General features: G+C 68.2%; 19 protein-coding genes. 9 read left to right on the top strand and 10 right to left on the bottom strand.

The genetic code is table 11. From position 1 onward, the window contains the following. Positions 1–664: 664 nt before the first annotated feature. Complete coding sequence (locus AC5P8Y_RS15090) at positions 665–1,852, top strand: benzoate/H(+) symporter BenE family transporter (RefSeq protein WP_111188346.1); 1,188 nt, start codon at positions 665–667, stop codon at positions 1,850–1,852. A gap of 6 nt (positions 1,853–1,858) precedes the next feature. On the opposite strand, the gene AC5P8Y_RS15085 is transcribed toward AC5P8Y_RS15090, so the two are convergent. The 5 genes from AC5P8Y_RS15085 to egtB all read right to left on the bottom strand — a co-directional run bounded on the left by AC5P8Y_RS15085 (position 1,859) and on the right by egtB (position 7,185). After that, positions 1,859–2,632: a DUF2628 domain-containing protein gene (locus AC5P8Y_RS15085; RefSeq protein WP_495202048.1), complete on the bottom strand. Its 774-nt coding sequence runs from the start codon at positions 2,630–2,632 to the stop codon at positions 1,859–1,861. A 50-nt stretch (positions 2,633–2,682) separates the two neighbouring features. Beyond that, entirely contained in the window at positions 2,683–3,549 is an 867-nt protein-coding gene (locus AC5P8Y_RS15080) for a D-hexose-6-phosphate mutarotase (protein ID WP_495202047.1), read from the bottom strand. 40 nt (positions 3,550–3,589) lie between these two features. Continuing rightward, positions 3,590–4,858: a lytic murein transglycosylase gene (locus AC5P8Y_RS15075; RefSeq protein ID WP_164209022.1), complete on the bottom strand. Its 1,269-nt coding sequence runs from the start codon at positions 4,856–4,858 to the stop codon at positions 3,590–3,592. Positions 4,859–4,942: 84 nt separating this feature from the next. Beyond that, a complete protein-coding gene (gene egtD / locus AC5P8Y_RS15070; RefSeq protein WP_111188348.1) occupies positions 4,943–5,917 on the bottom strand; it encodes an L-histidine N(alpha)-methyltransferase in 975 nt (324 codons plus the stop codon). After that, positions 5,914–7,185: an ergothioneine biosynthesis protein EgtB gene (gene egtB, locus AC5P8Y_RS15065; protein ID WP_049403455.1), complete on the bottom strand. Its 1,272-nt coding sequence runs from the start codon at positions 7,183–7,185 to the stop codon at positions 5,914–5,916. Before egtB ends, egtD begins: the two co-directional genes overlap by 4 nt. Positions 7,186–7,335: 150 nt before the next feature. Between egtB and AC5P8Y_RS15060 the strand changes: the two genes are divergently transcribed. Then, entirely contained in the window at positions 7,336–8,616 is a 1,281-nt protein-coding gene (locus AC5P8Y_RS15060) for a GGDEF domain-containing protein (RefSeq protein ID WP_049403454.1), read from the top strand. Positions 8,617–8,619: 3 nt separating this feature from the next. Here the strand turns inward: AC5P8Y_RS15060 and AC5P8Y_RS15055 are convergent, their stop codons facing one another. Further along, the gene (locus AC5P8Y_RS15055) at positions 8,620–9,012 is read right to left on the bottom strand and encodes a YchJ family protein (protein ID WP_049403453.1); all 393 of its coding nucleotides are present in this window, start codon (positions 9,010–9,012) and stop codon (positions 8,620–8,622) included. Between the two features lie 102 nt (positions 9,013–9,114). Here AC5P8Y_RS15055 and AC5P8Y_RS15050 point away from each other — a divergent pair, with 102 nt between their 5' ends. Beyond that, positions 9,115–9,894 (top strand): sulfite exporter TauE/SafE family protein, encoded by a 780-nt coding sequence (locus AC5P8Y_RS15050; RefSeq protein WP_005411690.1) that lies wholly within the window; start codon positions 9,115–9,117, stop codon positions 9,892–9,894. A 152-nt stretch (positions 9,895–10,046) separates the two neighbouring features. Here the strand turns inward: AC5P8Y_RS15050 and AC5P8Y_RS15045 are convergent, their stop codons facing one another. From AC5P8Y_RS15045 to folE, 4 genes are all read right to left on the bottom strand, one after another. Further along, positions 10,047–13,427, bottom strand: a complete 3,381-nt coding sequence (locus tag AC5P8Y_RS15045; protein ID WP_049403452.1) for an ATP-binding protein — start codon at positions 13,425–13,427, stop codon at positions 10,047–10,049. Positions 13,428–13,443: 16 nt separating this feature from the next. Then, positions 13,444–14,145, bottom strand: a complete 702-nt coding sequence (locus AC5P8Y_RS15040; RefSeq protein ID WP_005411692.1) for a DUF4194 domain-containing protein — start codon at positions 14,143–14,145, stop codon at positions 13,444–13,446. Then, positions 14,132–15,601, bottom strand: a complete 1,470-nt coding sequence (locus tag AC5P8Y_RS15035) for a DUF3375 domain-containing protein (protein ID WP_005411693.1) — start codon at positions 15,599–15,601, stop codon at positions 14,132–14,134. The genes AC5P8Y_RS15040 and AC5P8Y_RS15035 overlap by 14 nt, the downstream gene beginning before the upstream one ends. A 112-nt stretch (positions 15,602–15,713) precedes the next feature. Further along, on the bottom strand, positions 15,714–16,325 hold the full coding sequence (folE, locus tag AC5P8Y_RS15030) for a GTP cyclohydrolase I FolE (RefSeq protein WP_004141296.1): 612 nt from the start codon (positions 16,323–16,325) through the stop codon (positions 15,714–15,716). A gap of 686 nt (positions 16,326–17,011) precedes the next feature. Between folE and AC5P8Y_RS15025 the strand changes: the two genes are divergently transcribed. The 6 genes from AC5P8Y_RS15025 (at position 17,012) to AC5P8Y_RS15000 (ending at position 22,702) form a co-directional block, all read left to right on the top strand. Further along, positions 17,012–17,467 (top strand): MarR family winged helix-turn-helix transcriptional regulator, encoded by a 456-nt coding sequence (locus tag AC5P8Y_RS15025; RefSeq protein WP_012481667.1) that lies wholly within the window; start codon positions 17,012–17,014, stop codon positions 17,465–17,467. 109 nt (positions 17,468–17,576) lie between these two features. Further along, complete coding sequence (locus tag AC5P8Y_RS15020) at positions 17,577–17,786, top strand: DUF1656 domain-containing protein (protein ID WP_010487502.1); 210 nt, start codon at positions 17,577–17,579, stop codon at positions 17,784–17,786. Beyond that, positions 17,783–18,700, top strand: coding sequence for an efflux RND transporter periplasmic adaptor subunit (locus AC5P8Y_RS15015; protein ID WP_495202046.1), 918 nt, complete (start codon positions 17,783–17,785; stop codon positions 18,698–18,700). Before AC5P8Y_RS15020 ends, AC5P8Y_RS15015 begins: the two co-directional genes overlap by 4 nt. Next, positions 18,697–20,166 (top strand): efflux transporter outer membrane subunit, encoded by a 1,470-nt coding sequence (locus AC5P8Y_RS15010; RefSeq protein WP_049433286.1) that lies wholly within the window; start codon positions 18,697–18,699, stop codon positions 20,164–20,166. Before AC5P8Y_RS15015 ends, AC5P8Y_RS15010 begins: the two co-directional genes overlap by 4 nt. Before the next feature lie 3 nt (positions 20,167–20,169). Continuing rightward, positions 20,170–22,209, top strand: a complete 2,040-nt coding sequence (locus AC5P8Y_RS15005) for an FUSC family protein (RefSeq protein WP_099490190.1) — start codon at positions 20,170–20,172, stop codon at positions 22,207–22,209. Between the two features lie 94 nt (positions 22,210–22,303). Next, positions 22,304–22,702, top strand: a complete 399-nt coding sequence (locus AC5P8Y_RS15000; protein ID WP_495202045.1) for a hypothetical protein — start codon at positions 22,304–22,306, stop codon at positions 22,700–22,702. The last annotated feature ends 240 nt before the right edge of the window (positions 22,703–22,942 follow it).

Raw genomic sequence — 22,942 nt, 5'->3', positions numbered from 1 at the left:
GCCAGGATCAAACTCTTCACTTAAAACTGCATGATCCGAAGATCAAAATTTAAAGCTGCAGATGATTGATTCTGGCAACGTATCGCTTGCTTTAAAACAATTAATAGTTGCTTGATCAAACGTCTGCAAGATGGACAATCACCCTTCCTGCAGGCGCCTTCACAAGATACCTGCGCATACTTTCAAAGATCGAGGGAAGTGGCCTCAGCGCCGCTCCCGTGTGCTGCGAAGTTTCCTTCGTAGCGAGCCGCCCATTATAGCCGGCTTTTCCGCTTCGTCAACACCTTTTTTTCAAGGCCGTCTCACCGGGGTGGACGTTGTTGCCGATGCTGCTTCGGCGTTGGACCCGAAGGCCTTTCGTCGTTGCGAGCCGCCTATTATGCCGGACTTTTCGAGTCCGTCAACACCTTCGTTCGATCATCTCGTTCGTCGGTGGTGGCATTGCTGTCTGCGTGCCGTTTCCGAAGAAGCGGTGCGCTGCAGCAAGGGAGCGAATTCTAGAGATCCTGCAGATTTCGTCAAGCATTTTTTTGCAGGGTGATGACAGAACCAAGGCAACGTCACGCATGGCATACGCTCGAAGATCACTGTGGCGTTGACCGCGCGTTGCGCGGTCAACGCCACAAGGGCTATCAATGCACGGATGCACAGTGGAGAGACGGCAATGAACATGCAGGTGCGGCAAGCGTGGTGGCGCGACCTTTCAGTACCGGCCCTCGTTGCCGGCTTCATTACTGTGCTGGTCGGCTTCGCCAGTTCGGCCGTCATCGTGTTCCAGGCTGCACAAGCTGTCGGTGCCAACCAGGCGCAGATCGCTTCATGGATGTGGGCACTGGGACTGGGCATGGGTGTCACCTGCATCGGGCTGTCACTGCGCTATCGGGTACCGGTGGTGACCGCATGGTCGACACCGGGCGCGGCGATGCTGGTGGTCGGTGCCGGCGGCGCATCTCTTTCCGAGGCCACCGGCGCATTCCTGCTCGCTGCGGTTCTGGGCATGCTGGCTGGCTTCTCCGGCATCTTCGCCCGGTTGATGCAACGGGTGCCGATGGCGCTGGCCGCCGGCATGCTGGCCGGGGTGCTGCTGCGCTTCGGTCTGGACGTGTTCGTGGCCATGAACACCCAGCTGGTACTGGCGCTGGCCATGTTCGCCACGTGGCTGACCGGACGCCGCCTGTTCCCGCGCTATGCGGTCATCGCCACCCTGCTGGTCGGCATCGCGGTTGCGGCCAGCCGTGGCCTGCTGCACGCACAGCAGGTGCAGCTGCAACTGGCGGTACCGCAATGGGTGACCCCATCCCTGTCCTGGACCGCGGTGGCCGGCATCGCCCTGCCCCTGTTCGTGGTCACCATGGCCTCGCAGAACATTCCGGGCGTGGCGGTGATGCGGGCATCCGGCTACGACGCCCCGGTGTCGCCGCTGATCGGCTGGATCGGTGTGGTCAATACACTACTGGCGCCGTTCGGTGCGTACGCGCTGAACCTGGCGGCAATCACCGCCGCGATCTGCATGGGCCGCGATGCCCATGAGGACCCGGCACGACGCTATACCGCCGCCATGGCGGCAGGTGCCTTCTACATCGTCATCGGACTGTTCGGTGCCACCGTGGCCGCACTGTTCGCTGCCTTCCCCAAGGAGCTGGTGGCCTGCGTGGCCGGTATCGCGCTGTTCGGCACCATCGCCAACAGCCTGGCCAGTGCGCTGGCGGTAGAGCGGGACCGCGAGGCGGCACTGGTCACCTTCCTGGTCACCGCCTCGGGCGTCTCACTGGCCGGCATCGGCTCGGCGTTCTGGGGCCTGGTGGCCGGTGCGCTGTGCCTGCTGGTGCTGCGGCCCCGTCAGGACCGCTGACCCACCCTACCCGGCCAATGCTGCGCCGACGATGCTCAGCGCCACCGCGATGACGATGGCGATCAGTGTGGCGACCACGCTGGTGCCGCCACGCGCGGTCAGCTCGCTGCGCAGCCGTGCATCATCGTCGCCGGTAACGGCACGGGCCTGGGCGATCAGGCGCTGGCAGTGCGCCAGGTACCAGCTGTTGCCAAAGATGCCGGTGGTGATGCTCAGCGCGAAGGTGATGACCAGCGACAGGCCATCCGGCACATCCAGCCAGGTCTCCACCACGCTGATCAGCAGCAGCAGGCCAGCCCACATCGCCGCCAGGCGGTACATCCTGCGGTACATCATCCAGATCAGGCCGAGCAGGAAGGCCGGCCAATGCCAGGTGCCACTGCCCGTGGCAATGCCCTGATCCAGCCGCCAGCGCTGGCGATAGATCGGGAAGTTGCCGCCGACCACGCTGGCGTACAAGGCCATCTCGCCCTCCAGCCCGGCAGCCGCAGCCCTGTCCGGTGCAGCGACCGGCGCACGATAGGGATCGGACGGGTCGCCGACATCCGGCGCGATGCCCTCAACCGCAGGGGCTGCGTCGATATCCAGGGCCGGAACCACCTCGACGGGGGTGGAAGCCTGCTCCAGTTCCGCCAACGGCCGCCATGAGGGCATGCCTTCGCACCAGAGCAGGGTGCGCGCCGTAACCGTCCCTTCCTGCTGCAGCTGGCGAAGACCGGCCAGATCCACCGGCCCACTGCTCTGCCTGCCATTGGCGTACCACCATTGTGCTTCCTGCATGTTTTCCGTCCTTGCTACCTGCATCGACAAACTGAAATCGTTGTCCGCGCCTACAGCGCGGTACTGCCCAGGGTCTGCACCAGCTGATGGCGCGCACCCGGCGCAAGCGTAATCTGCTCCGGGCCTGCGTTGGCCACTTCCAGGCATACGTAATCGCGCCAGCCCTCGCCGACATCGGCCATCCTGGCTGCCGCCTCGGCGCCCGGATTCCAGACCACCAGCGTCTGGCTGCCTTCGCTGCGGATCTCGATCCGCCGCTGCAGTACGGGATCATGCAGCACGTAATGGCCGCCGGCACCGGTGTAGATGCGATCGTTGCGACCGGGATCACGTGGATCGCGCAATGACCACGGTCCCTGTTGCAGGCGCAGCTGCGCATAGTCCTCGTACTTGTCCAGGTACTGCAGGCCGTCAAGGCCCTCGACCTCGACCCGCTTGGCATCGCCCACCCGGAAATAGCTGTGCAGGGCCTGGGTGAAGGTCACCGGCGAGGTTCCGGTGTTCTCGGTGACCAGCTGCTGGCGCAGCTGGCGGCCGATGCGCAGCTGCATCTGCAGGCGCAGGCCGTGATCGGCGCCGGGCGCAGGCGCCAACTGCAGCTCGACCTCGCCATCATCACGCTGGCTGGCCTGCAGAAGCTCCCAGCGCGCGGTACGTACCAGGCCATGCGCCGGTACATCGGCACTCTGGCCCTGGCGACCGAACCACGGCCAGCACACCGGGACGCCACCGCGGATGGGCGTGGGCAGCTCGGCGCGCGTGGGCGAAAGCCACAGCAGATCGGGCTGCCCATCGGGAATGAACGACAGCAGCTGGCCGCCGAACACGCTGACGACCGCCGTGGCGTTGGCGGTTCGCACCTGCCAGGCCTCCAGGCCGTGATACAGGCCGGTGCTGATGTCCGGATTCGACTGCATGCGATGACGCTCCTTGAAGACCGCGGCGATGATGTCGCGGTCAACGTGCCGCCGGCAAGGCTTTCTGCCCAGCGGGTGCGATGGCGGTCGCCTCTTCCTGCAGCGTGCGCAGGATGCGCTGGCCTGCGCGGCCGTCCACCTCGCTCCAGCCCAGGCGCTGCTGCTCGGCCTGGATCGCGCGGCGCGTGGCGGTACCGATCATGCCGTCGGCGGCACCGATATCGTGGCCGCGGGCCAGCAGCAGGGTCTGCAGCTGGCGGCGCTCATCGCGGCCCAGGCCCGGGTCATCGGTCGGCCAGGCGGTGGCCAACCCGTTGCCGCCACGCAATTGGTCAGCCAGCGTCGCGATCGCCAGCGCATAGCTTTCGGCGGCGTTGTAGCTGTAGATCGCGTCGTAGTTGCGGAACACCAGCAATGCCGGGCCCTTGTTGCCGGCCGGCAGCAGCAGCGCCGCGCGCGCATCCGCCGGCAGATTGGCCGGAGCCAACACGCTGCCATCCAGCGCAGTCACGCCCTGCGCACGCCAGTCGGCCAGGGCGCGACGCTGGGTGCGGCCGGCCTGGCTGGCGTGGAAGCCCGCAGGAACGCGGACTTCCACGCCCCACGGCTCGCCGCTGCGCCAGCCGGCGCGCTTGAGGTAGTTGGCGGTGGACGCCAGCGCATCGGGAATGCTGCCGACCAGATCGCGGCGGCCATCGCCGTCACCGTCCACGGCGATGCGCGCATAGGTGCTGGGCATGAACTGCGTATGCCCGAAGGCACCGGCCCAGGAGCCGGTGAGCCCCTGGGCCTGCAGGTCGCCGCGGTCGATCAGCTTGAGCAGCGCCAGCAGTTCACCGCGGAAGAAGGGTTGGCGACGGCCGGCGCAGGACAGCGTGGCCAATGACTGCAGCAGCGGGCGCTTGCCGAACACGCGGCCGTAGTCGCTCTCCACGCCCCAGACCGCGACGATGGTGGCCGGATCGACGCCGTACTGCGCCGACACGCGATCGAGCAGGTCGCGGTGCTGCTGCAGCAGGGCGCGGCCATCAGCCACGCGCGGGCGATCGACCAGCGCGGCCAGGTAGTCCCAGATCGGCGTGGTGAATTCGGGCTGTGCATCGAGCAGGTCGAGCACGCTGGGGTCCGGGGTGAGGCCGGCGGTGATCGCGTTGAAACGGTCGGGACTGATGCCTTGTGTCGCAGCGGTGGCCTGCAGGCCCGACAGGCAGCGGCTGAACGCCGGATCGATGTCGCCGGCAGGCGCGGCGGGCGCTGTCGGCGCCGAGGCAAGAGCGGCCGCCAGGCCGAGCGTGGTCAGAATGGGCATGGCGTCCTCCGTGTTGCCGTTGCACGGCCATCTTAGGGGTAGCGGTGCTGCTGAACCTGAAGCGGTACCGGCTGGCCGTCCGCCCTAGATGGCACGCAACAGGCGCAGGCCATAGGCCGGGCCTTCAGCATCCCAGCGCTGCATGACCTGCAGGCCAGCCGGCTGCAGCAACGCTTCGAAGCTCTCGTCGGTGTACTTGTGGCTGTATTCGACGCGGATCGGTTCGTCGGCCTCGAGATGGAAGGTCCGGCCATCCAGATGGACGTCCTGTGCCCGCTGGCTGACCAGATCGGTCTCGATGCGCAGCCGCGCGACGCTGTAGCGGGCACGATGACGGAAGCCCTGCAGATCGAAGTCGCTGCCGACCTCGCGGTTGAGGCGGGCCAGCAGGTTCAGGGTGAATGCGGCGGTGACGCCCTGCGCATCGTTGTAGGCCGCCTCGATCAGCGCCGGGTCCTTGTGCAGGTCGATGCCTACCAGGGCCAGGCCATCACGCCCCATGGTCTGGCGCATCGCGCGCAGCAGCGCGACCGCGTCCTCGCCTTCAAAGTTGCCCAGCGTGGAACCGGGGAAGAACAGCAGCCGTCGCGCGGGTTCGCGTTCGGGCATGGGTACGGCGACGGGACGGGTAAAGTCGGCACAGACCGGCAGCATCTCCACCTCGGGCAGCGCCGGGGCCAGGTGGTCGATGCTGGACAGCAGCGCGGCACGCGAGATTTCAATGGGCGTGTAGGCCACCGGGTCGTGCAGGGCGGCCAGCAGCAACGCGGTCTTGCGGCCACTGCCGCTGCCCAGTTCCACCACGTGCAGGTGCGGCCCGACGCTTCGGGCGATGTCCGGCAGTACCCGTGAAAGCAGGGCCAGCTCGGTGCGCGTGGGGTAGTACTCGGGGGTCTGCGTGATCTGCTCGAACAGGCGCGAGCCGCGCGCATCGTAGAAGTACTTGGACGGCAGCTGGCGCGGCGTGCGCGACAACCCGGCCACCACGTCGGTGAGGATCTGCTGGCGGCCGGGGGTGAGATCGGTCAGCGCCTGCAGTGCGTCGTGCACCGTACTCATGCGAGGTCCCTGGCCAGGCGCAGCCCGGAGAACTGCCAACGCGCCGGGGGCATGAAGAAGTTGCGGTAGCTGGCACGCACGTGGCCACGCGGCGTGGCGCAGCTGCCACCGCGCAACACCCATTGCCCGCACATGAACTTGCCGTTGTATTCACCGAGGTTGCCGGCGAAAGGGCGGAAGCCCGGGTAGGCGCCATACGCGCTGTGGGTCCATTCCCATACATCGCCGAACAGCTGACGCAGTCCACTGCCCCCTGCAGCCTGCGGGTGCAGCCGATCGTCATCGGCAAAATGACCGCGAGGCGGCAGCGTTGCGGCGGCAGCCTCCCACTCGAACTCGCTGGGCAGGCGCGCACCGGCCCAGCGGGCGCAGGCATCGGCCTCGTAGTAGCTGAGGTGGCAGACCGGCGCATGCGGATCCAGTTCGCGCCAACCGCCCAGGGTGTACTCGCGCTGCAGGGCGTCATCCCAGTACAGCGGGTGCTGCCAGCTCTCGGCTTCGCGCAGCGCCCAGCCTTCGCTGAGCCACCAGCGCGGTTCGCGGTAGCCGCCGGCGTCGATGAAGGCGCGGTACTCGGCATTGCTGACGGGACGCTCGGCCAGTGCGTGCGCGGGGAGCAGCACGCGATGCGCCGGCGATTCGTTGTCGTAGGCGAAGGCGGTGTGCTGCGGCCAGGCTGCGGCGCCGATGGTGACGATGCGCTCGGGCGACTCGATCCAGCCCTGCGCACTGGCAGCGCTGGTTGCAGGCTGCAGGTCCTCGCGGTAGGCCGGCTGCAACGGATTGCACCAGAACGCGTGCTTGATGTCGGTGAGCAGCAGTTCCTGGTGCTGCTGCTCGTGCTGCAGGCCCAACTGCAGGTGCTGCAGTGCCTGCTCATCAAGGTCGCCTGCCGCCAGCCGCGATTGCACCTGTGCATCGACCTGCTGGCGGTAGTCGCGCACCTGCTGCAGCGATGGCCGCGACAGCAGCCCACGCTGCGGCCGGGCGTGCGCCGGGCCGAGGCTCTTGTAGTAGCTGTTGAACAGGTAGTCCCAGGCAGGGTCATGCGCCGGTGCAGGTGGGAAGCCGGCCAGCACGAAGCGTTCGAAGAACCAGGTGGTGTGGGCCAGGTGCCATTTGCTCGGGCTGGCATCGGCCATGCTCTGCAGCATGGCATCTTCGGCGCTGAGGGGGGCTGCCAGGTGCATGCTGCGGTTCCGCACACATGCGTACTGGCGGGCGAGATCGCGCTGCGGGGCAGCGACGGCGGTGGCTACGCTGTCCATCCGGGCAGCATCTGCGCAACAGGGTGAGTGCGATGTCATCGTTCGACGTCAACGCGTTCACATGCGTGACCATCCCGCATTCAAGAAGCCGGTGCGAACGCCGCTAACGGCAATGCTGCGGCCGCGTCGTCACCGCGCTGGAATTCCTGCTTGCCCCTGCATCCGCTCCGCCAGCCTGCGCATTACCTGTTCGTGCTGCCCGCCGTGCTGGTTGCCGTGGTGCTGTGGGCAGCACTGGGCAACGAAGACGTTGCCAGCCCGGCCCAACGCATCCTGCCCTGGCTGCTGGCCTGCCTCGGCGCCGGCCTTGCCCTGCTCTACCACCAGGTGCGTACGCTCTGCCTGCTGCTGGTGGTGGCGGTCATGTTCGCGCTGCTGCACCAGGACGTGGGCGGCTACCTGCACAGCGGCCATGTCACGGCGCTGACACCGCTGCGCTTCCATGCCATTTCGGCCTGGTTGCCCTTGCTGTTCGCGGGCCTGGCATTGTGGCCCGAGCGCGGCCGCCGCCGTCGCGACCTGCTGCTGCGAGGTGTTGCCAGTGGCGCCGCGCTGGTGATCTTCCTGCTGCTGGCCACGCAGCAACCCCGGGGCATGCACGATCTGCTGTCCAACCGCCACTGGAGCTGGATTCCGGCCGACTGGAACGCGCTGGCACAGCTGCCAGCGCTGCTGTTCCTTCTGGCAACCGCCGCGCTGGGCTGGCAGGCCTGGCGGCATCCGCGCCCGTTGCACACGGCGATGCTGCTGGCCCTGCTGTGCCTGTGGTGGATGCTGCCACGGGTGTTCCTGCAGCCGGTGCTGCTGCCGGCACTGGCCAGTGCGGCCCTGCTGCTGATGCTGGGCGCGATGATGCAGGAGTCCTTCCATATGGCCTTCCGCGATGAGCTGACCGGCCTGCCGGGGCGCCGCGCCTTCAATGAGACCCTGCAGCGGGCGCGCGGCACCTACAGCATCGCGATGGTGGACGTGGACCACTTCAAGTCGTTCAACGACACCCACGGCCACGACACCGGCGACGATGTGCTGCGCCTGGTGGCCTCGCGCCTGGGCCGGGTGGGCGATGGTGGCCGGGCGTTCCGCTATGGCGGCGAGGAGTTCGCGGTGGTGTTCCTGGATCGTCCCGCAGCGGCCTGCGTGGATGCAGTCGAGGCGCTGCGGCAGACCATCGAGGACACCCGCATGCAGCTGCGCGACCGGAGCACACGCAGCCGCGACGATGAAACGGGGCGCCGGCAGCGCGGACGCGGCGGAAGCGGGCAGACGGTGCAGGTGACGGTGAGCATCGGGCTGGCAGACAGCCGCGTGGATGAGCGGCCAGCGGCAGTGATCAAGGCCGCCGACCAAGCGCTGTACGCAGCCAAGGACGGTGGCCGCAACCAGGTCCGCGCGCATGCCGGCCAGCGCGTGCTGGCGGCACGCGGCGGCTGAGGTTCACACTGCGTCGAGGTAGTACCAGCGGCCGTCGACGCGCAGGAAGCGGCTGTGCTCGGCCATCTTCACCGCGCTGCCGCCGCCCACGCGGTAGCGGGCGGTGAAGCGCACTTCGGCGCTGTCGGCGCCGGTGACGATGTGCTCGTGCACGGTCAGGCCCAGCCAATGCGTACGCTGGCCGGGCGCATCATCCAGCGACAACTCGGCCGGGCGGGTATCCGGATGCCAGCTCTGGCGCAGATAGTCCGCCAGCGCCCGCACATAGGCGCTGTAACGCGATCGCATCAGGCGCTCGGCATCGGGGGCGGCCTCACCGGCATGGAAACGGCCACAGCAGGCGGCGTACTCGGCGGGAAGGCCGCAGGGGCAGGGATCGGTGGGTTTTCGGCTCATGCGGACATTGTCGCCGGGTTGTGCGGATGGATCCACGCGGGGCACCGGTCAACCAGTGCATGACAGGCGTATGCTGTCGCGCCCCCATATCGATTGATCGCCGTGCTGGAACTGGTTCCCCCTGAGTTGTGGTGGCTGGTGGTCATCGCCTTCATCGCCGGGCTGGTCGATGCCGCCGTCGGTGGTGGTGGGCTGGTGCAGCTGCCTGGCCTGTTCACGGTGCTGCCGCAGCAGACGCCGGCGATGCTGTTTGGCACCAACAAGTTCAGTTCGATGTTCGGTACCGGTGCGGCCGCCTGGCGCTATGCGCGCAACGTGCGCTTCCCGTGGAAGCCGGTGTTGTTCGCGGCCGGCACGGCCTTCATCTTCTCCTTCGCCGGCGCCACCGCGGTAAGCCTGCTGCCCAAAGACGCGGTGCGCCCACTGGTGCTGGTGCTGCTGGTCGCGATGCTGGCCTACACGCTGTGGAAGAAGGACTTCGGCGCGTTGCACCGGCCACAGGAGATCGGCCGCCGTGAACTGGTGATCGCGCTGGCGATCGGTGCGGCGATCGGCTTCTACGATGGCTTCTTCGGGCCGGGCACCGGCAGCTTCCTGATCTTCCTGTTCGTGCGCTTCTTCGGGCTGGATTTCCTGCGCGCCTCGGCGGCGTCGAAGGTGGTGAACCTGGCGACGAATGTGGCGGCGATCTCGTTCTTCGTGCCGACCGGCAACATCCTGTGGCTGTTCGCGCTGCCGATGGCGGCGGCCAACATCATCGGTTCGGTGGTGGGCACGCGCCTGGCGCTGAAGGGCGGCACGCCGTTCATCCGCAAGCTGTTCGTGGGGCTGGTGGTGGTGCTGATCGCGCGGATGGCGTGGGATACGTTCCGCGCTGCGTGAACGCGGTTGCCGGCCAGCGGCCGGCACTACCGGGTCATGAACCCCGCCCATGGGTAGTGCCGGCCGCTGGCCGGCATCCCCATCCGATCGGGTCATGAACCCCGCCCATGTGGTGCCGGCCGCTGACCGGCATTCCCCTTCAATCGGCCAGGTCAGGCCTCGGCTTCTTCCGGTTCGTTGGCCTGCTGGCGGCTGCGCTCGGGCAGCTTCAGGCGCTTGCCTTCCTCGTCATACTCGATCAGCAGCACGCCGGAATCGTGGCGACCGCTGATTTCGACGAAGCAGGCGCCGCCGATGAACGGTTCCAGCGTCATCACCGACTTCAGCGGGGTGGCAACCACCATCTGGAAGCCGAAGTTGTCGAAGATGTTCATTGCCAGTGCGGTGAACTCGTTGTCGGCCTTGTCGAAGGCTTCGTCGAGCACCACTGCGGCGTAGCTGGGCAGCTGGCTGTCAGCACCGCCGAGCTGGTAGCGCAGTGCCGCGGCCAGGCAGGTGGTGGCCAGTTTCTGGCGCTGGCCACCGGACTTGCCGGCGCCGCTGCGGTAGATCTCGACCTGCTGGCGCGTTTCCGCATCCAGCTCGACTCCGATGAACTCCACGTGCATGCGCACGTCCAGCACCAGCTCCCGCCAACGCTTGTCCTCGCCCTCCTGCGAGCCCAGGCGGTTGACCAGCTGGCGCAGCACGGTGAACTGCGATTCGGCCAGCTCGCGCTGCTCGGTCTGCTGCTGCGACAGCACTTCGCGCAGCTGCAGGTGGAACTCGCCGACTTCCGGCAGGCGGCGGTCGCTCAGCTCGATGGTCAGCAGCGTACCGCGGTTGAACGGCACCTGTTCCAGGCTGGCGTTCACTTCATCCAGGCGCTGGCCGATCGACTTGCGGGCTTCGGCGCTGTGGCGCTGCAGGGCCAGCAGGTTGTTCTTGCTCTGGTTCTGCAGCAGATCGAAGAAGCGCTCTTCGTGCTGCGGCAGGCCATCGCGCTCCAGTCGTTCGAGGCGTGCGAGGAAGTCCTCGGCCGAGGCCACGGACACGGTGAAGTCGCCCGATTCCTCCGGCCATTGCTGGATGAAGCGACGGAAGCAGCCGATCAGCTGGTTCTCGATGCGGTTGAGGTCCTGTTGCGAGGACGACAGCTGCTCGTTCAGCGCGTTGCTGACCTGGCGCATGTGCGCTTCCAGCGTTTCCAGGCTGAGCGGACCCTGCTCCTGCAGGCGCTCGGCAAGGCCGGCTTCCTGCTCCTGGGCCAGGCTCGGCAGCACCAGCGCACGGCTCTGCTGGCGCGCGCGGTCCAGGCGATCGCGTTCCTTGACCAGCTGCCCGCGCTCGACGCGGACGTCTTCATAGGTGCGGCGGGCCTGCTCGATGTCGGCGCGCACGGCGTCGATCTGCCTGGCCAGCTTGGCGAGGTCGGCATTGCCTTCGCGCAGGTCGCGCAGCGTGGCCTCGATGTCGCTCAGGCGCTGCTGCGGGGCGGCGATGTCGATCTCGTTCCAGCTGATGCTGACCAGCTCGTGGCAGGCCAGGCGGCGTTCGTTGTCGCGGTCACGCTGTCCACGCAGGCGCGCGATGTCGGTCTCGCAGCTGGCGATGCGCTTGGCCAGTTCCTGAGCTTCGCGCTCGAAGGCGCCCACCTTGTCGTGGTTGTTGAAACCAAGGATCCAGCGACGGCGGTCGCCCACCGCACTGCGGTCATCCTTCTCGAAACGGTCGCCCGGATGCTTGACCTGGCCTTCGCGGGTGATGCCGCGGTCGACGTTGCGCAGCTGCTTGGCGTCCACGCACTCGTAGTCGAATCGCTTGCCGAGCTCGCGGCGCAGCCAGCTTTCGAACACGTGTTCGCGCAGTTCCAGCTTGTGCAGCAGCGACTTCGCCGACGGCTCACGGGCGAACGCATCATCGTTGCGGCGCACGCGGTAGTAGGTGAAGCGCATGCCCAGGTGGGTACGGTTCACCCACTCGGCGACGTCGTTGTAATGCTTGTCGTCGACCAGCAGCGACAGCGCGAAGCCACCCAGCACGCGCTCGATGGCACCCTGCCAGCCCTGCTCTTCCGAGCGGACCTGGATCAGTTCACCGACGAACGGCAGCGCCGCTTCAGCGATGCCGGTTTCCTCGGCCAGGCGCGCGCGCAGCTTCTGCATCGGCGCCGGGATGTTGGAGGGCGTGCGCTGCATCGCTTCGAGTTCCGCACGGACTTCGCCGAAGCGGCGCTCGTCATCGCGCTTGCCACCCAGGCGATCGCTGATCGCATCGTCCAGCGCCGAAGAGGCGCGCTGGCGGTCCTGCAGCTCGTTCTGTGCGCGCTCGACCAGTTCGGCGAAGCCGTGTGCGTCGTCCGGCAGTTCGGCCCCCAGCTGCTGCGCGGCCAGGCTTGCCTGCTCGCGCTTGGCCTGGCGGCGGTCGCGCTCGGCTTCGGCGCGGCCCTGCTCGCGTTCCAGTTCTTCGATGCGCTCACCGCCCTGCTGGCGGCGCTGCAGTTCCAGTTCGGCCAGGCGCTCGGTGTGATTGTCCAGTGCGGCACGGCGCTGGGCTTCTTCGCCGAGCAGGCCACGGTCACGCACGTCCATCTCGCGCAGGCGCGCTTCGATCAGCGCCTGGCGGCGGCTTTCACGGAAGCTGTCGACGCCGAGCTTGAGGGCTTCGTCGTCGCCGCGCCGGCGGTGCATTTCCTTCAGGTCGTTGTAGTAGGCGCGTGCCGGCAGCAGGGTCTCCACCTGGCGGCGGGCGGTGACCACCGCCTGGTGCGCGCCATCGAGCTCGGCGAAGTCGCTGACCAGGCGCTCGGCGGCGTCGAAGGTCTTCGGCGTGTCGAGCATGAAGTCGCGCAGGAAGACGTTGAGGTCGCCCAGGTTCTTCGCCGACTGCGTCTTGTGCAGCAGGCGCAGCGCCATCTCGTTGTCGATGCCGAGCAGGTCGCGGAAGCGCTCGGCGTAGCCGGAGAAGGTGTCGAAGTGGTGCAGGTCGGACAGCTTCTGCTTGAGCTTGCGCAGGTCCAGGTCGAACCCACCAAGATCCTTGGCGATGTCGAACGGGCGCTCGGCAATCATGTAGTGCTTGCGCACGTCACCGGCCGAGGTGCCGTTGCCGGAGATCCACAGCAGGCGCACCAGGCTGACCACGCGGCCATCGCCGGCGCGGTATTCCAGCACCAGTGCGGTCCAGGTGGCGCCCTTGCGCAGGTACTGGGTGGCGATTTCGCCGGTGCCGCTGTCCTGCTGGTCAGCCCACGCGCCACGCACGTAGGACACCAGGTTGCGGTCGCGGCCACTGCGCTCGGCTTCACGCGCAGCAGCGTTGAAGTCGACGATGGCCGGCGGCGTCAGCAGCGCGGACATGGCATCGAGCAGTGTCGACTTGCCCGAGCCGGAACGTCCGACGAACAGGAAGCCGCGCTCGGCGATCGGTACTTCGGTCAGGCCGTTGAAGGTGCCCCAGTTGTGCACCTGCAGGCGGCGCATGCGGAACTGCTGCAGGCGCGGGTCCGGCAGGCCTTCGTTGAACAGGGCGGGAGTGTGCTTGGAGATAGCCATGCGATGGTCGGGTCTCTCAGGCCTCGGCGGCCGGGGTTTCGCGCAGCTGGCGGTAGACCGCCGAGAGCTGGGACACGTCTTCGGCGGAGAACAGCAGCTTCAGCGCCGGCGAGACTTCGTGGCGGTCTTCCTGGCCGCTGAGGCGGGTCAGGATGTGGTTGTCCTTCATCTTCTGCACCGCCGAGGCGACGCGGCGGTTGAAGCCGGCGCGGTCGGTGGACAGGTTCTTTTCGTAGATGGCCAGTGCTTCGGCCATTTCGGCATCGGCGACCACCGCGCGGTTGCCGCGCGCATCGGCTTCGGCCAGCTGCTGGCGCAGGTACAGCAACAGCACCGAGTCGATGAAGGTCAGCGGCGAGGTGCGCAGCAGCACCGGCGCGTCGACGTCTTCGGTATCGGCCTGGCGGGTGAACGCCACGCCGCTGTCACGGTCGAGCACCAGTTCCAGGAACAGGTCCGCCAGCGACGAGCGGATGGCCGCTTCGCTGCGGATCAGTGCCGGCCACAGCTTGGCGTGGCGCAGCTGGTCGATGCTGGGGCCGATCAGCAGCTGGCACAGCGCGCGGCGCGCATCCAGCGGCAGGCGCCCGGTGTCGCCGAGGTAATAGACGTCGTTGCCACGGCGGGGCTGCGCCACGGCCGCCACCGGTTCGGCCTCGTAGGCGTCTTCCGCCACGTCGGCCTGCGCTGCGTCGATGGGATCTTCATGCCAGCTCATGGCGTCTCTCCTGGGTGAACCAAACCAGCGGGATGCGGGCGCGACGGACCTGGCCGTCGCCACCACGCCATTGCGCAAGCTCCTGCTCGCCGGCGACCACGTTGCCGAAGCGCGTGCCCAGCGACAGATAGCCGATGACGCTGCCAAGACCCTGCGGCGCCTCGCGCTGCGACAGGGCCTGGGCGATGCTGAGCCGCGGCTGTGCGTCGAGCAGGTCGTGCAGGTCGCGGCGCAGGGTGCGGAAGTCGATTTCGGACGAAGCGACCAGGTCGCCGACGCTCTCCAGGCTGATCGCGGCCGCGTCGTTGTACTCGACATTGCCGTCGACCTGGGCGCTGCGCGGATCATGCAGCTTCCACTGCGACCACGAGCGCAGGCGGCTGGTGGTCAGCTGCAGGTCGCGGCCGATGCCGCGTTGTGCGGGGAATTCGTCGCGCAGGGCCAGCGCTTCGGACTGCGCCTGCTTCAACAACTGGTTGAGGCGGCGCTGTTCCAGGTAGCCACGGCTCTGCACGAAGCCGCGCAGGCTGCGCGCGAAGTTCTGCAGGACGTCGTGTACCTGGCCACCGCGCTCGAGCATGGTGCTGGTGAAGCTGCGCAGGAAGTTGCGTTCGTTGCGGTCCAGGCGGCGGGCGAAGCCGCGCGCCAGCACCGCTTCCAGCGCGGCATCGAGCTGGGCACTCTGTTCGGCGTCGTTGAGCAGGCGCCAGAAGGCCTGGAAACTGCGCCCGGCGTCACTTTCGCCAATGACATCCACACCTTCGAACAGCTGCGACAGCACATCGCCGCGCTCGCCCTCGTCGTCGATGATGCGTTCGCGGAAATCGCGGTTGAGCTGCTCGAAGTCATCGCGCACGCGGCGGAAGTCCTCGGTCAGCTCGTCGGCCAGGCCGATGATCTGGCGGGTGCGTTCCAGCGCGCGCTTGCCGTCCAGCGCAACCACGCGGCCGGTACCGACCCGGGCGATTTCGGCATCGATGCGGTCGCGCTCGTCGTGCAGCGCGGACAGGCGCGCATCGGGATCGGCTTCGGTCTGCGCAGCCAGCGCCGAGAGCTGTTCAATGACCAGCGCCAGGCGGCTTTCGGTGGCGGCCACGCGGGCCTGCTCGAGGCCGTCGGCGAAGCGGATCGCCTGCAGTGCCGCGGTCGCCAGCTCGTACTGCTCCTGGTCGGCGCCTTCGGGCAGACGGCGTTCCAGCCAGCCCTGGGCCAGCCAGTGCGCGATGTAGGCCTGCGCGGTGCGCGGCAGCTCGCGCGAGAGTTCATCGCCGGCCAGCTGGTCCAGCGCGCGCTGCAGTCGCTCGTTCAGTACCGAGGACGGCAACGTGCGCTCGCCGTCCATCAGCAGGCCCTGCAGCAGGCCGATGATTTCCGGAGCGTGGTCGGCGGCAAGCAGCTTCCACTGGGGCTGTTCGCGCAGGTGGCGATAACGGGCAATGCGTTCGCGATGCTTCATGCAGCGAAAGAAGTCTGTAGGGCTGACAGGGACAAACCGCCATGCACAGCTGCCGCGTGGACAGCCGTGGGCATGCCGGCCTGCAGGAGCCGGCGTGGTGCGGGCAAGCGGCTCAGCGCTTGCCGCCCACTTCGATGAAGCGCAGGAACTCGGCGCGGGTGCGCGCGTCGTCGCGGAAGCTGCCCAGCATCTTGGAGGTGACCATGCTGACGCCGCGCTTGTGGATGCCGCGGGTGGTCATGCACTCGTGGGCGCCTTCGACGACCACGCCGACGCCGATCGGCTGCAGCACATCCTGGATACACTGGGCGATCTGCGCGGTCATCTTCTCCTGCACCTGGAAACGGCGGGCGTAGGCTTCGACGACACGGGCCAGCTTGCTGATGCCCACCACCTTGCCGGCCGGCAGGTAGCCGACGTGCACGCGGCCGATGATCGGGGCCATGTGGTGCTCGCAGTGGCTTTCGTACTCGATGTCGCGCAGGACGATCAGCTCGTCGTAGCCGGCCACTTCCTCGAAGGTCCGCTCCATGTAGGCGCGCGGGTCGTCGCGGTAACCGCTGAACCAGTCGCCATAGGCTTCGGCGACACGGCGGGGGGTATCCAGCAGGCCTTCACGGGACGGGTCCTCACCGGCCCAGCGCAGCAGGGTGCGCACGGCATCCTCGGCCTGGTCCTGGGTCACGTCGCCCTGCGGGGCGGCCTTTTCGTTGTTCTTGCTCATTGCGTACAGCGTCCCGAACGGGGGGCGAGCATCGTACCCGACCGGGGGGTGGGTCGTCCTGTTGGTCGGGTTCATCGGGGGTCTGGCGGCGCCTGCCTGTTACGGGTCTGGATGGGGAAGGGCGGCAGGGCAGGACACGCCGTAAACCCATCCATGGGGGCTCGGTCGGCGCATCCATGCGCCTCACGGTCCTGCCCTGCCGCCCTTCCCCATCCCTGACAGTTTCCCGCGGGCGCGGCCGGACCGCCCGAAAGCGGGGGCAAAAGCGGGGGTTCATGGCTTCGGAAGCGGCGCGCCGCTGCTGTGGTGTTTTGTGCTTTGGTGGGTGCGGACCGTTGGTCCGCACTGCTTCTGCGCTTGCTTCTAAGAGCCAACCCACCGCGCTCGCGGGGGGATGGGAAGGCAGCGGGGGCCGGGCGGGGCAGGACCGTCCGCGGCATGGATGCCGCGGCCGAGCCCCCAAGGGTGAGGGCGCTTGCTTGCGAGGCATGCCTCGCAAGCGCCCGAACGCCCAGCCGCCAGCGGCTGGGCCGGACCCCGGAGGGGGGTTCACGGCGTGTCCTGCACCGTCCGGCGCCCGCTGCCCCACCCGACACCAGGCAGGCGCAACGCTTTCCTCACTACACCCACCCATTCAGAAAAACCTATTGATAGGAATGAAATTAGTAGTATCCTATCTATCTCTTATGGACCGCCCCCTCGACGAGCGCACCGTGCTGCAGATGCAGCTCAGCTCCGGCCTGCTGTACGCAGGGCGGCAGTGGCAGCGCCTGGCCGACAGCCGGCTCGGCAGCTACGGCATCTCCACCGCCTGCACCATGCCGCTGCTGATGATCGGCCGCTCCGGCGGTGGCATCCGTCAGGTGGCGCTGGCGCAGCAGCTGGGCATGGAAGGACCCTCGCTGGTGCGCCTGCTGGACAAGTTGTGCGCCAGCGACCTGGTCCGCCGCGAGAGCGACGCCAGCGACCGCCGCGCCAACCTGCTGTGGCTGACCGATGCGGGCCATGCGCTGGTCAGCGAGCTGGAAGACCAGTTGATCGGCCTGCGCCAGGACGTGTTCGGCGAGCTTTCCATGGATGAACTGCACGCCGTGCTGAAGGCATGGCGCCTGCTGGCCGAGGCCGCCGACCGCATCACGTAAGACCGCTGCCCCCGAACACCGCCGCTGCCGTGCACACGCCAGCGGCTTTTGCCCGTTGCCGTTTTTTCGTTGTTCCTCCCCTCCCCCCACCTCGCCCCCGCCCCTACCGATGCCCGGTGAATTCAGTCTCCACGGAGTATTCGTCCCGACCCTGCTCGGGTTGATGTTGTTGGCCTACCTGGTCAACAGCGGCCTGCACGCGCTGCTGCAGCGTGCCGGCGCCTATCGCCACGTATGGCACCCGGCGCTGTTCAACCTGGCCCTGTACGGGATCGTGCTTGGCCTGCTGTTCCACCTCCTGCGTTGGATGCAATCGTGAACAAGATCGTGAAGAAGACCCTGCCGGTGCTGCTCACCAGCGCAGCCGTGATCATCGCCCTGCTGGTGCTGCGCCAGCTGTGGGTCTATTACATGGATGAGCCATGGACCCGCGATGCCCATGTCGGTGCCGACGTGGTGCAGGTGGCGCCGGACGTGTCCGGGCTGGTGGAAACGGTGCAGGTGGCCGACAACCAGGCGGTGAAGAAGGGTGACCTGCTGTTCGTGGTCGATCGCGCCCGCTACCGCATCGCGCTGGAGCAGGCCCGCGCCAACCTGGCCGAGCGCCAGGCATCGGTGGCGCAGCTGCGCCGCGAGATCGGCCGTGACCGCAGCCTGCAGGACCTGGTCGCCGCCGAGGACGCCGAAGTGCGCCGCGCCAAGTTGCAGGCCGCACAGGCGGCGCTGGCCACCGCACAGGCGGCGGTCGACCTGGCCGAGCTCAACCTGGGCCGCACCGAGGTGCGCGCGCCGGCCGATGGCCGGGTCAACGACCGCACCCTGCGCGTAGGCGACTACGTGGTGGCCGGCAAGCCGGTGCTGGCGCTGCTGGATACCGGCTCGTTCCGCATCGATGGCTACTTCGAGGAAACCCGCCTGCGCGGCGTGGCCCCGGGGCAGAGCGTGGACATCCGCCTGATGGGCGAGTCGGCCCTGCTGCGTGGCCACGTGGAAAGCATCGCCGCCGGCATCGAGGACCGCTACCGCAGCAACGGCAGCACCCTGCTGCCGAACGTGACCCCGGCCTTCGACTGGGTGCGGCTGGCACAGCGCATTCCGGTGCGCATCGCCATCGACGAAGTACCCAAGGGCGTGGAACTGATCGCCGGCCGTACCGCCACGGTGACCGTGGACACCGGCCGCCATCCGCACAACGACAAGGCCGGCACTGCGCCGACACAGGCGGGCCTGTGAACGCCGCCCTGCCCCGTCTCGGTCTGATCGTTGCGCTGGCCAGCCTGGCCGCCTGCAGGACCGTCGGCCCGGATTACGCCCTGCCGGAAGGCTCGGCGTTCAAGCGCCCGGAGGCCAATGCGGCCTTCATCGATACGCAGAACCCGCAGATTGCCGCCAACCAGGCGCTGCCCGACCGCTGGTGGTCGCTGTACAACGACCCGGTGCTGGACGGCCTGATCACCCAGGCGCTGCGTGACAACGTGGAACTGAAAGCCGCCGATGCACACCTGCGTCGTGCCGCGGCGGTGTACGAACAGGCGCTGGACGCCGGTGGCTTCGAGTACGAGGCCGAGGCCGGCGTCAGCCGCGCGCAGCTGTCGGCCGAATCGTTCCTGCAGGAGCACGAGCTGCCAGTGATCAACCTGGCCGATGGCAAGTTCGCGGTCAGCTACCAGTTCGACCTGTTCGGCAAGCTCAAGCGCGGCGCCGAGGCAGCGCGTGCCGACGAGCAGTCGGTTGCTGCGGCGCGCGACCTGGCCCAGGTCAGCGTGGTCGCGCAGGTCGCCGACAGCTACCTGGAAATCTGCCACGCCAACCACGAACTGCACGTGGCCGAGCATTCGCTGCAGCTGCAGCAGCGCAGCCGCACGGTCACCGAGCGCCTGATCGCGGCCGGCCGCGGCACGCCGCCGGAACTGGCCCGCGCCAATGCGCAGGTGGCACTGCTGGAGGCGGCACTGCCGCCGCTACGCGCGCAGCGTTCGGCGGCCGCCTATTCGCTGGCCGCGCTGCTTGGGAAAACCCCGGGCCAGCTGCCAGCCGGCGTGATCGACTGTGCGCACGCCCCCGGCCTGGCGCAGCCGCTGCCGGTCGGTGATGGCCGGGCGCTGCTGCAGCGCCGCCCGGACGTGCGCCAGGCCGAGCGCAAGCTGGCCTCGGCCACGGCGCGGATTGGGGTCGCCACCGCCGAGCTGTACCCGGACATCCGCCTGGGTGCCTCGGTGGGTGCCGCCGGCCTGCTGGAAGACTTCGGCACGCCGATGACCCAGCAGTGGTCGATCGGCCCGCTGATCTCGTGGACGCTGCCGTCGTCCGGCACGCACGCACGCATCCACGCCGCCGAGGCGGGTGCCGATGCCGCGCTGGCCGAGTTCGACCACACCGTGCTGCAGGCGCTGCGCGAGACCCAGACCGCGCTGGACCGCTATGCGCAGGACCTGCGCCGGCTGCAGTCGCTGCGCATCGCGCAGGAGCAGGCCGCACTGGCCGCCGGGCAGAACCGCCGGCTGTACCAGGGTGGCCGTACGCCGTACCTGTCCAGCCTGGATGCCGACCGCAGCCTGGCCACCAGCGACGCCACCCTGGCCGCCGCCGAAGCGCAGGTCTCGCGCGACCAGATCCATCTGTTCCTGGTGCTGGGTGGCGGCTGGCAGGCATCGGTTGCCCCGCCCGCGCCGTCCACCGCACAGGCCTCGGCGAAGTAAGCCATGAACGCGCTGACCGATCGCCAGGCCTGGCTGTTCTCGATCAAGACCTACCTGGCCGCGGTGGCCGCGCTGTACATCGCCATGGCCGGCAACCTGTCGCGCCCGTACTGGGCGATGGGCACGGTGTACATCGTCAGCCAGCCGCTGCTGGGCCCAACCCGCGCCAAGGGCGTGTACCGCATCGTTGGCACCCTGGTGGCCGGCCTGGCTACCCTGCTGGTGCTGCCGGCGCTGGTGGAAACGCCGCTGGTGCTGAGCGCGGCGATGTCGATCTGGCTGGCCGGGTGCCTGTTCATGGCCCTGCTCAATCGAGGGCCGCGCGGCTACGCGTTCCTGCTGGCCGGTTACACGACGGCCTTCATCGGCTTCCCGGCCGTGACCTCGCCGGAAACCATCTTCGACACCGTGGTGGCCCGCAGCGAGGAGATCATCCTCGGCACGGTAGTGGCGGTGCTGTTTGCTTCGCTGCTGTTCCCGGCCTCGGTACGCCCGATGCTGCGCGCCCGCATCGGCAACTGGATGGAGGATGCGGCGCAGTGGTGCCGGCAGATCCTCGAACGCGGCCGCGCACACGCGCCGCGCAACCGGCTCGCCGCCGACCTGGTGCAGTTCGAGGCGCTGATCGAGTTCCTGCGCCGCGACGACCCGCGCCATGCCGGTTCGGCAGTGTCGATGGAGCGGCTGCGCGAGCGCATGCTGCTGCTGTTGCCGGTGCTGTCCTCGATTGCCGACCGCCTGAGTGCGCTGCGCAGCGACGGCCAGGCCCTGCCGGAAGGCCTGCCGGCGCTGGTCGACGACATCCATGACTGGCTGGACGGGCCCACCAACGCCAGCGAGTACGCGCGCCTGCGCGCGCGCATCAGTGCATTGAAGCCGCAGGTGGACCGCGACCTGCAGCACCTGCAGCTGGCCAGCCTGCTGCTGCGCCTGGAGGAACTGGTGGACCTGTGGCAGGACTGCCGCACCCTGCAGCACGCGATCGACCAGGGCACTGCGCCGCTGGACCGTGCGCACTACCGCATCCGCACCGAACGCGTGGCCGCCGACAAGCACGTCGACTATGGCATGGCGCTGTTCTCCGCGCTCAGTGCCGGCGCGGCGCTGATGAGCTACTGCGTGCTGTGGATCGCGCTGGGGTGGGAAGGCGGCGGCAACGGCGCGATGATGGCCGCGGTGACCGCCGCATTTTTCGCCGCGCAGGACGATCCGGCACCGAGCATGGTGTCGTTCCTGGTGTGGGCGATGGTCGCCTCGGTGGTGGCCGGCGTGTACCTGTTCGGCGTGTTCCCGGCCGTGCACGACTTCGGCCTGCTGGCGCTGGTGCTGGCGGTGGCGTTCCTGCCGCTGGGGCTGATGCTGCACCACCCCAAGAGCGCGCTGTTCGCGCTGCCGCTGACGGTCAACCTGGCCGCGCTGCTGAGCCTGCAGAACACCTACAGCGCCAACATCCAGACCTTCCTCAACTCGTCCATCGCGATGTTCATCGGCATTGGCTTTGCGGTGGTGATGACCCGCCTGTTCCGTTCGGTGGGCGCCGAGTGGACCGCGCGCCGGCTGGTGCGGCAGGGCTGGACCACGCTGGCCGAAGCCGCCGAAGGTCGTGGCCAGCAGGACCGCCAGCGCTTCGCCGCGCGCATGCTTGACCTGCTCGGCCTGCTCGCGCCGCGCCTGGCGGCGACGCCGGAAGGCAGCGACATCGCCTCGGTGGACATGCTCAATGAAGCACGCATCGGCCTGAACATCCTGCAGCTGCGCCGCGCCCGGCTGGAACTGCCCGAGCGCAGCCGCGAGGCGGTCGAGCACATTCTGGAAGAGGTCGCCGTGCACTACCGGCGGCAGATCGCCGCGCGCAAGCCGATTGTGGCGGCCGACGCGTTGCGCGAGCGGCTGGATACTTCGCTGGGCCGGGTCGGTAGCGTGGCCGCCTGCAAGGCCCGCGATGAAGCCCTGATGGGCCTGATCGGCCTGCGCTTCGCGCTGTTCCCGGAGGCGAAGGCGCTGGCGCCGGGCTTGGCGATGAGTGCAGCCGGACAGCCGTAGCGCGATACCCTGTGCAGTCACAGGACCCATTGCCGGGGTCGGACCCTTCGCCGCGGGCGAAGGCTCTGACCCCCGCTCCGCACAGGAAGCTCCAATGAGTTACGACATGATGGTGTTCGAGGCCAGCGCCGCGCCACGCGAGGCGGCAGCCTTCATCGCCTGGTTTGAGAAGCAGACGCAGTGGAACGAGCGCCACGAGTATGACGACCCGGCGGTCAGCAGCCCGGCGCTGCAGGCGTGGTTCGCGGAGATGGCGCAGGACTTCCCGCCGATGAACGGCCCATTGAGCAACGACGATGACGACCGTGCCGAGGTGACCGAGTACAGCATCGGCCGCGAGGTGATCTACGGCGCGTTTGCCTATTCGGTGGCCGAGCGCGCGCGCGGCCGCGTGCAGGACCTGGCCGAGAAGCACGGCGTGGGCTTCTTCGATGTGAGTGCCAATGAAGCGGCGATCGTGTTCCCGGATGGGCTGGTGTTGATCGCGGAATGACGGGGGCGGAAGGGCTGCGCCCTGCACCTGCCGAGGCAACGTCAACGTCAAAAGCGGGTATTCCTTGGGATGGCGGGGTAGATCCGGTTGAGGGGGACGCCGTCAACCCATCCATGGGGGCTTGGTCGCGGCTTGCTCGTGTGCGCTGTCCTGCGCACACGGCAAGACCGGGGTTGGGCGTCCTGCCCAACCCGCCCGAGGCATGCCTCGGGCCCATGCCGCTCACACCCCCTCAACCGG

This window comes from Stenotrophomonas sp. YJH_SMC_12-1, from assembly GCF_059370935.1.
This window is presented reverse-complemented; position numbering and strand designations above follow the sequence as displayed.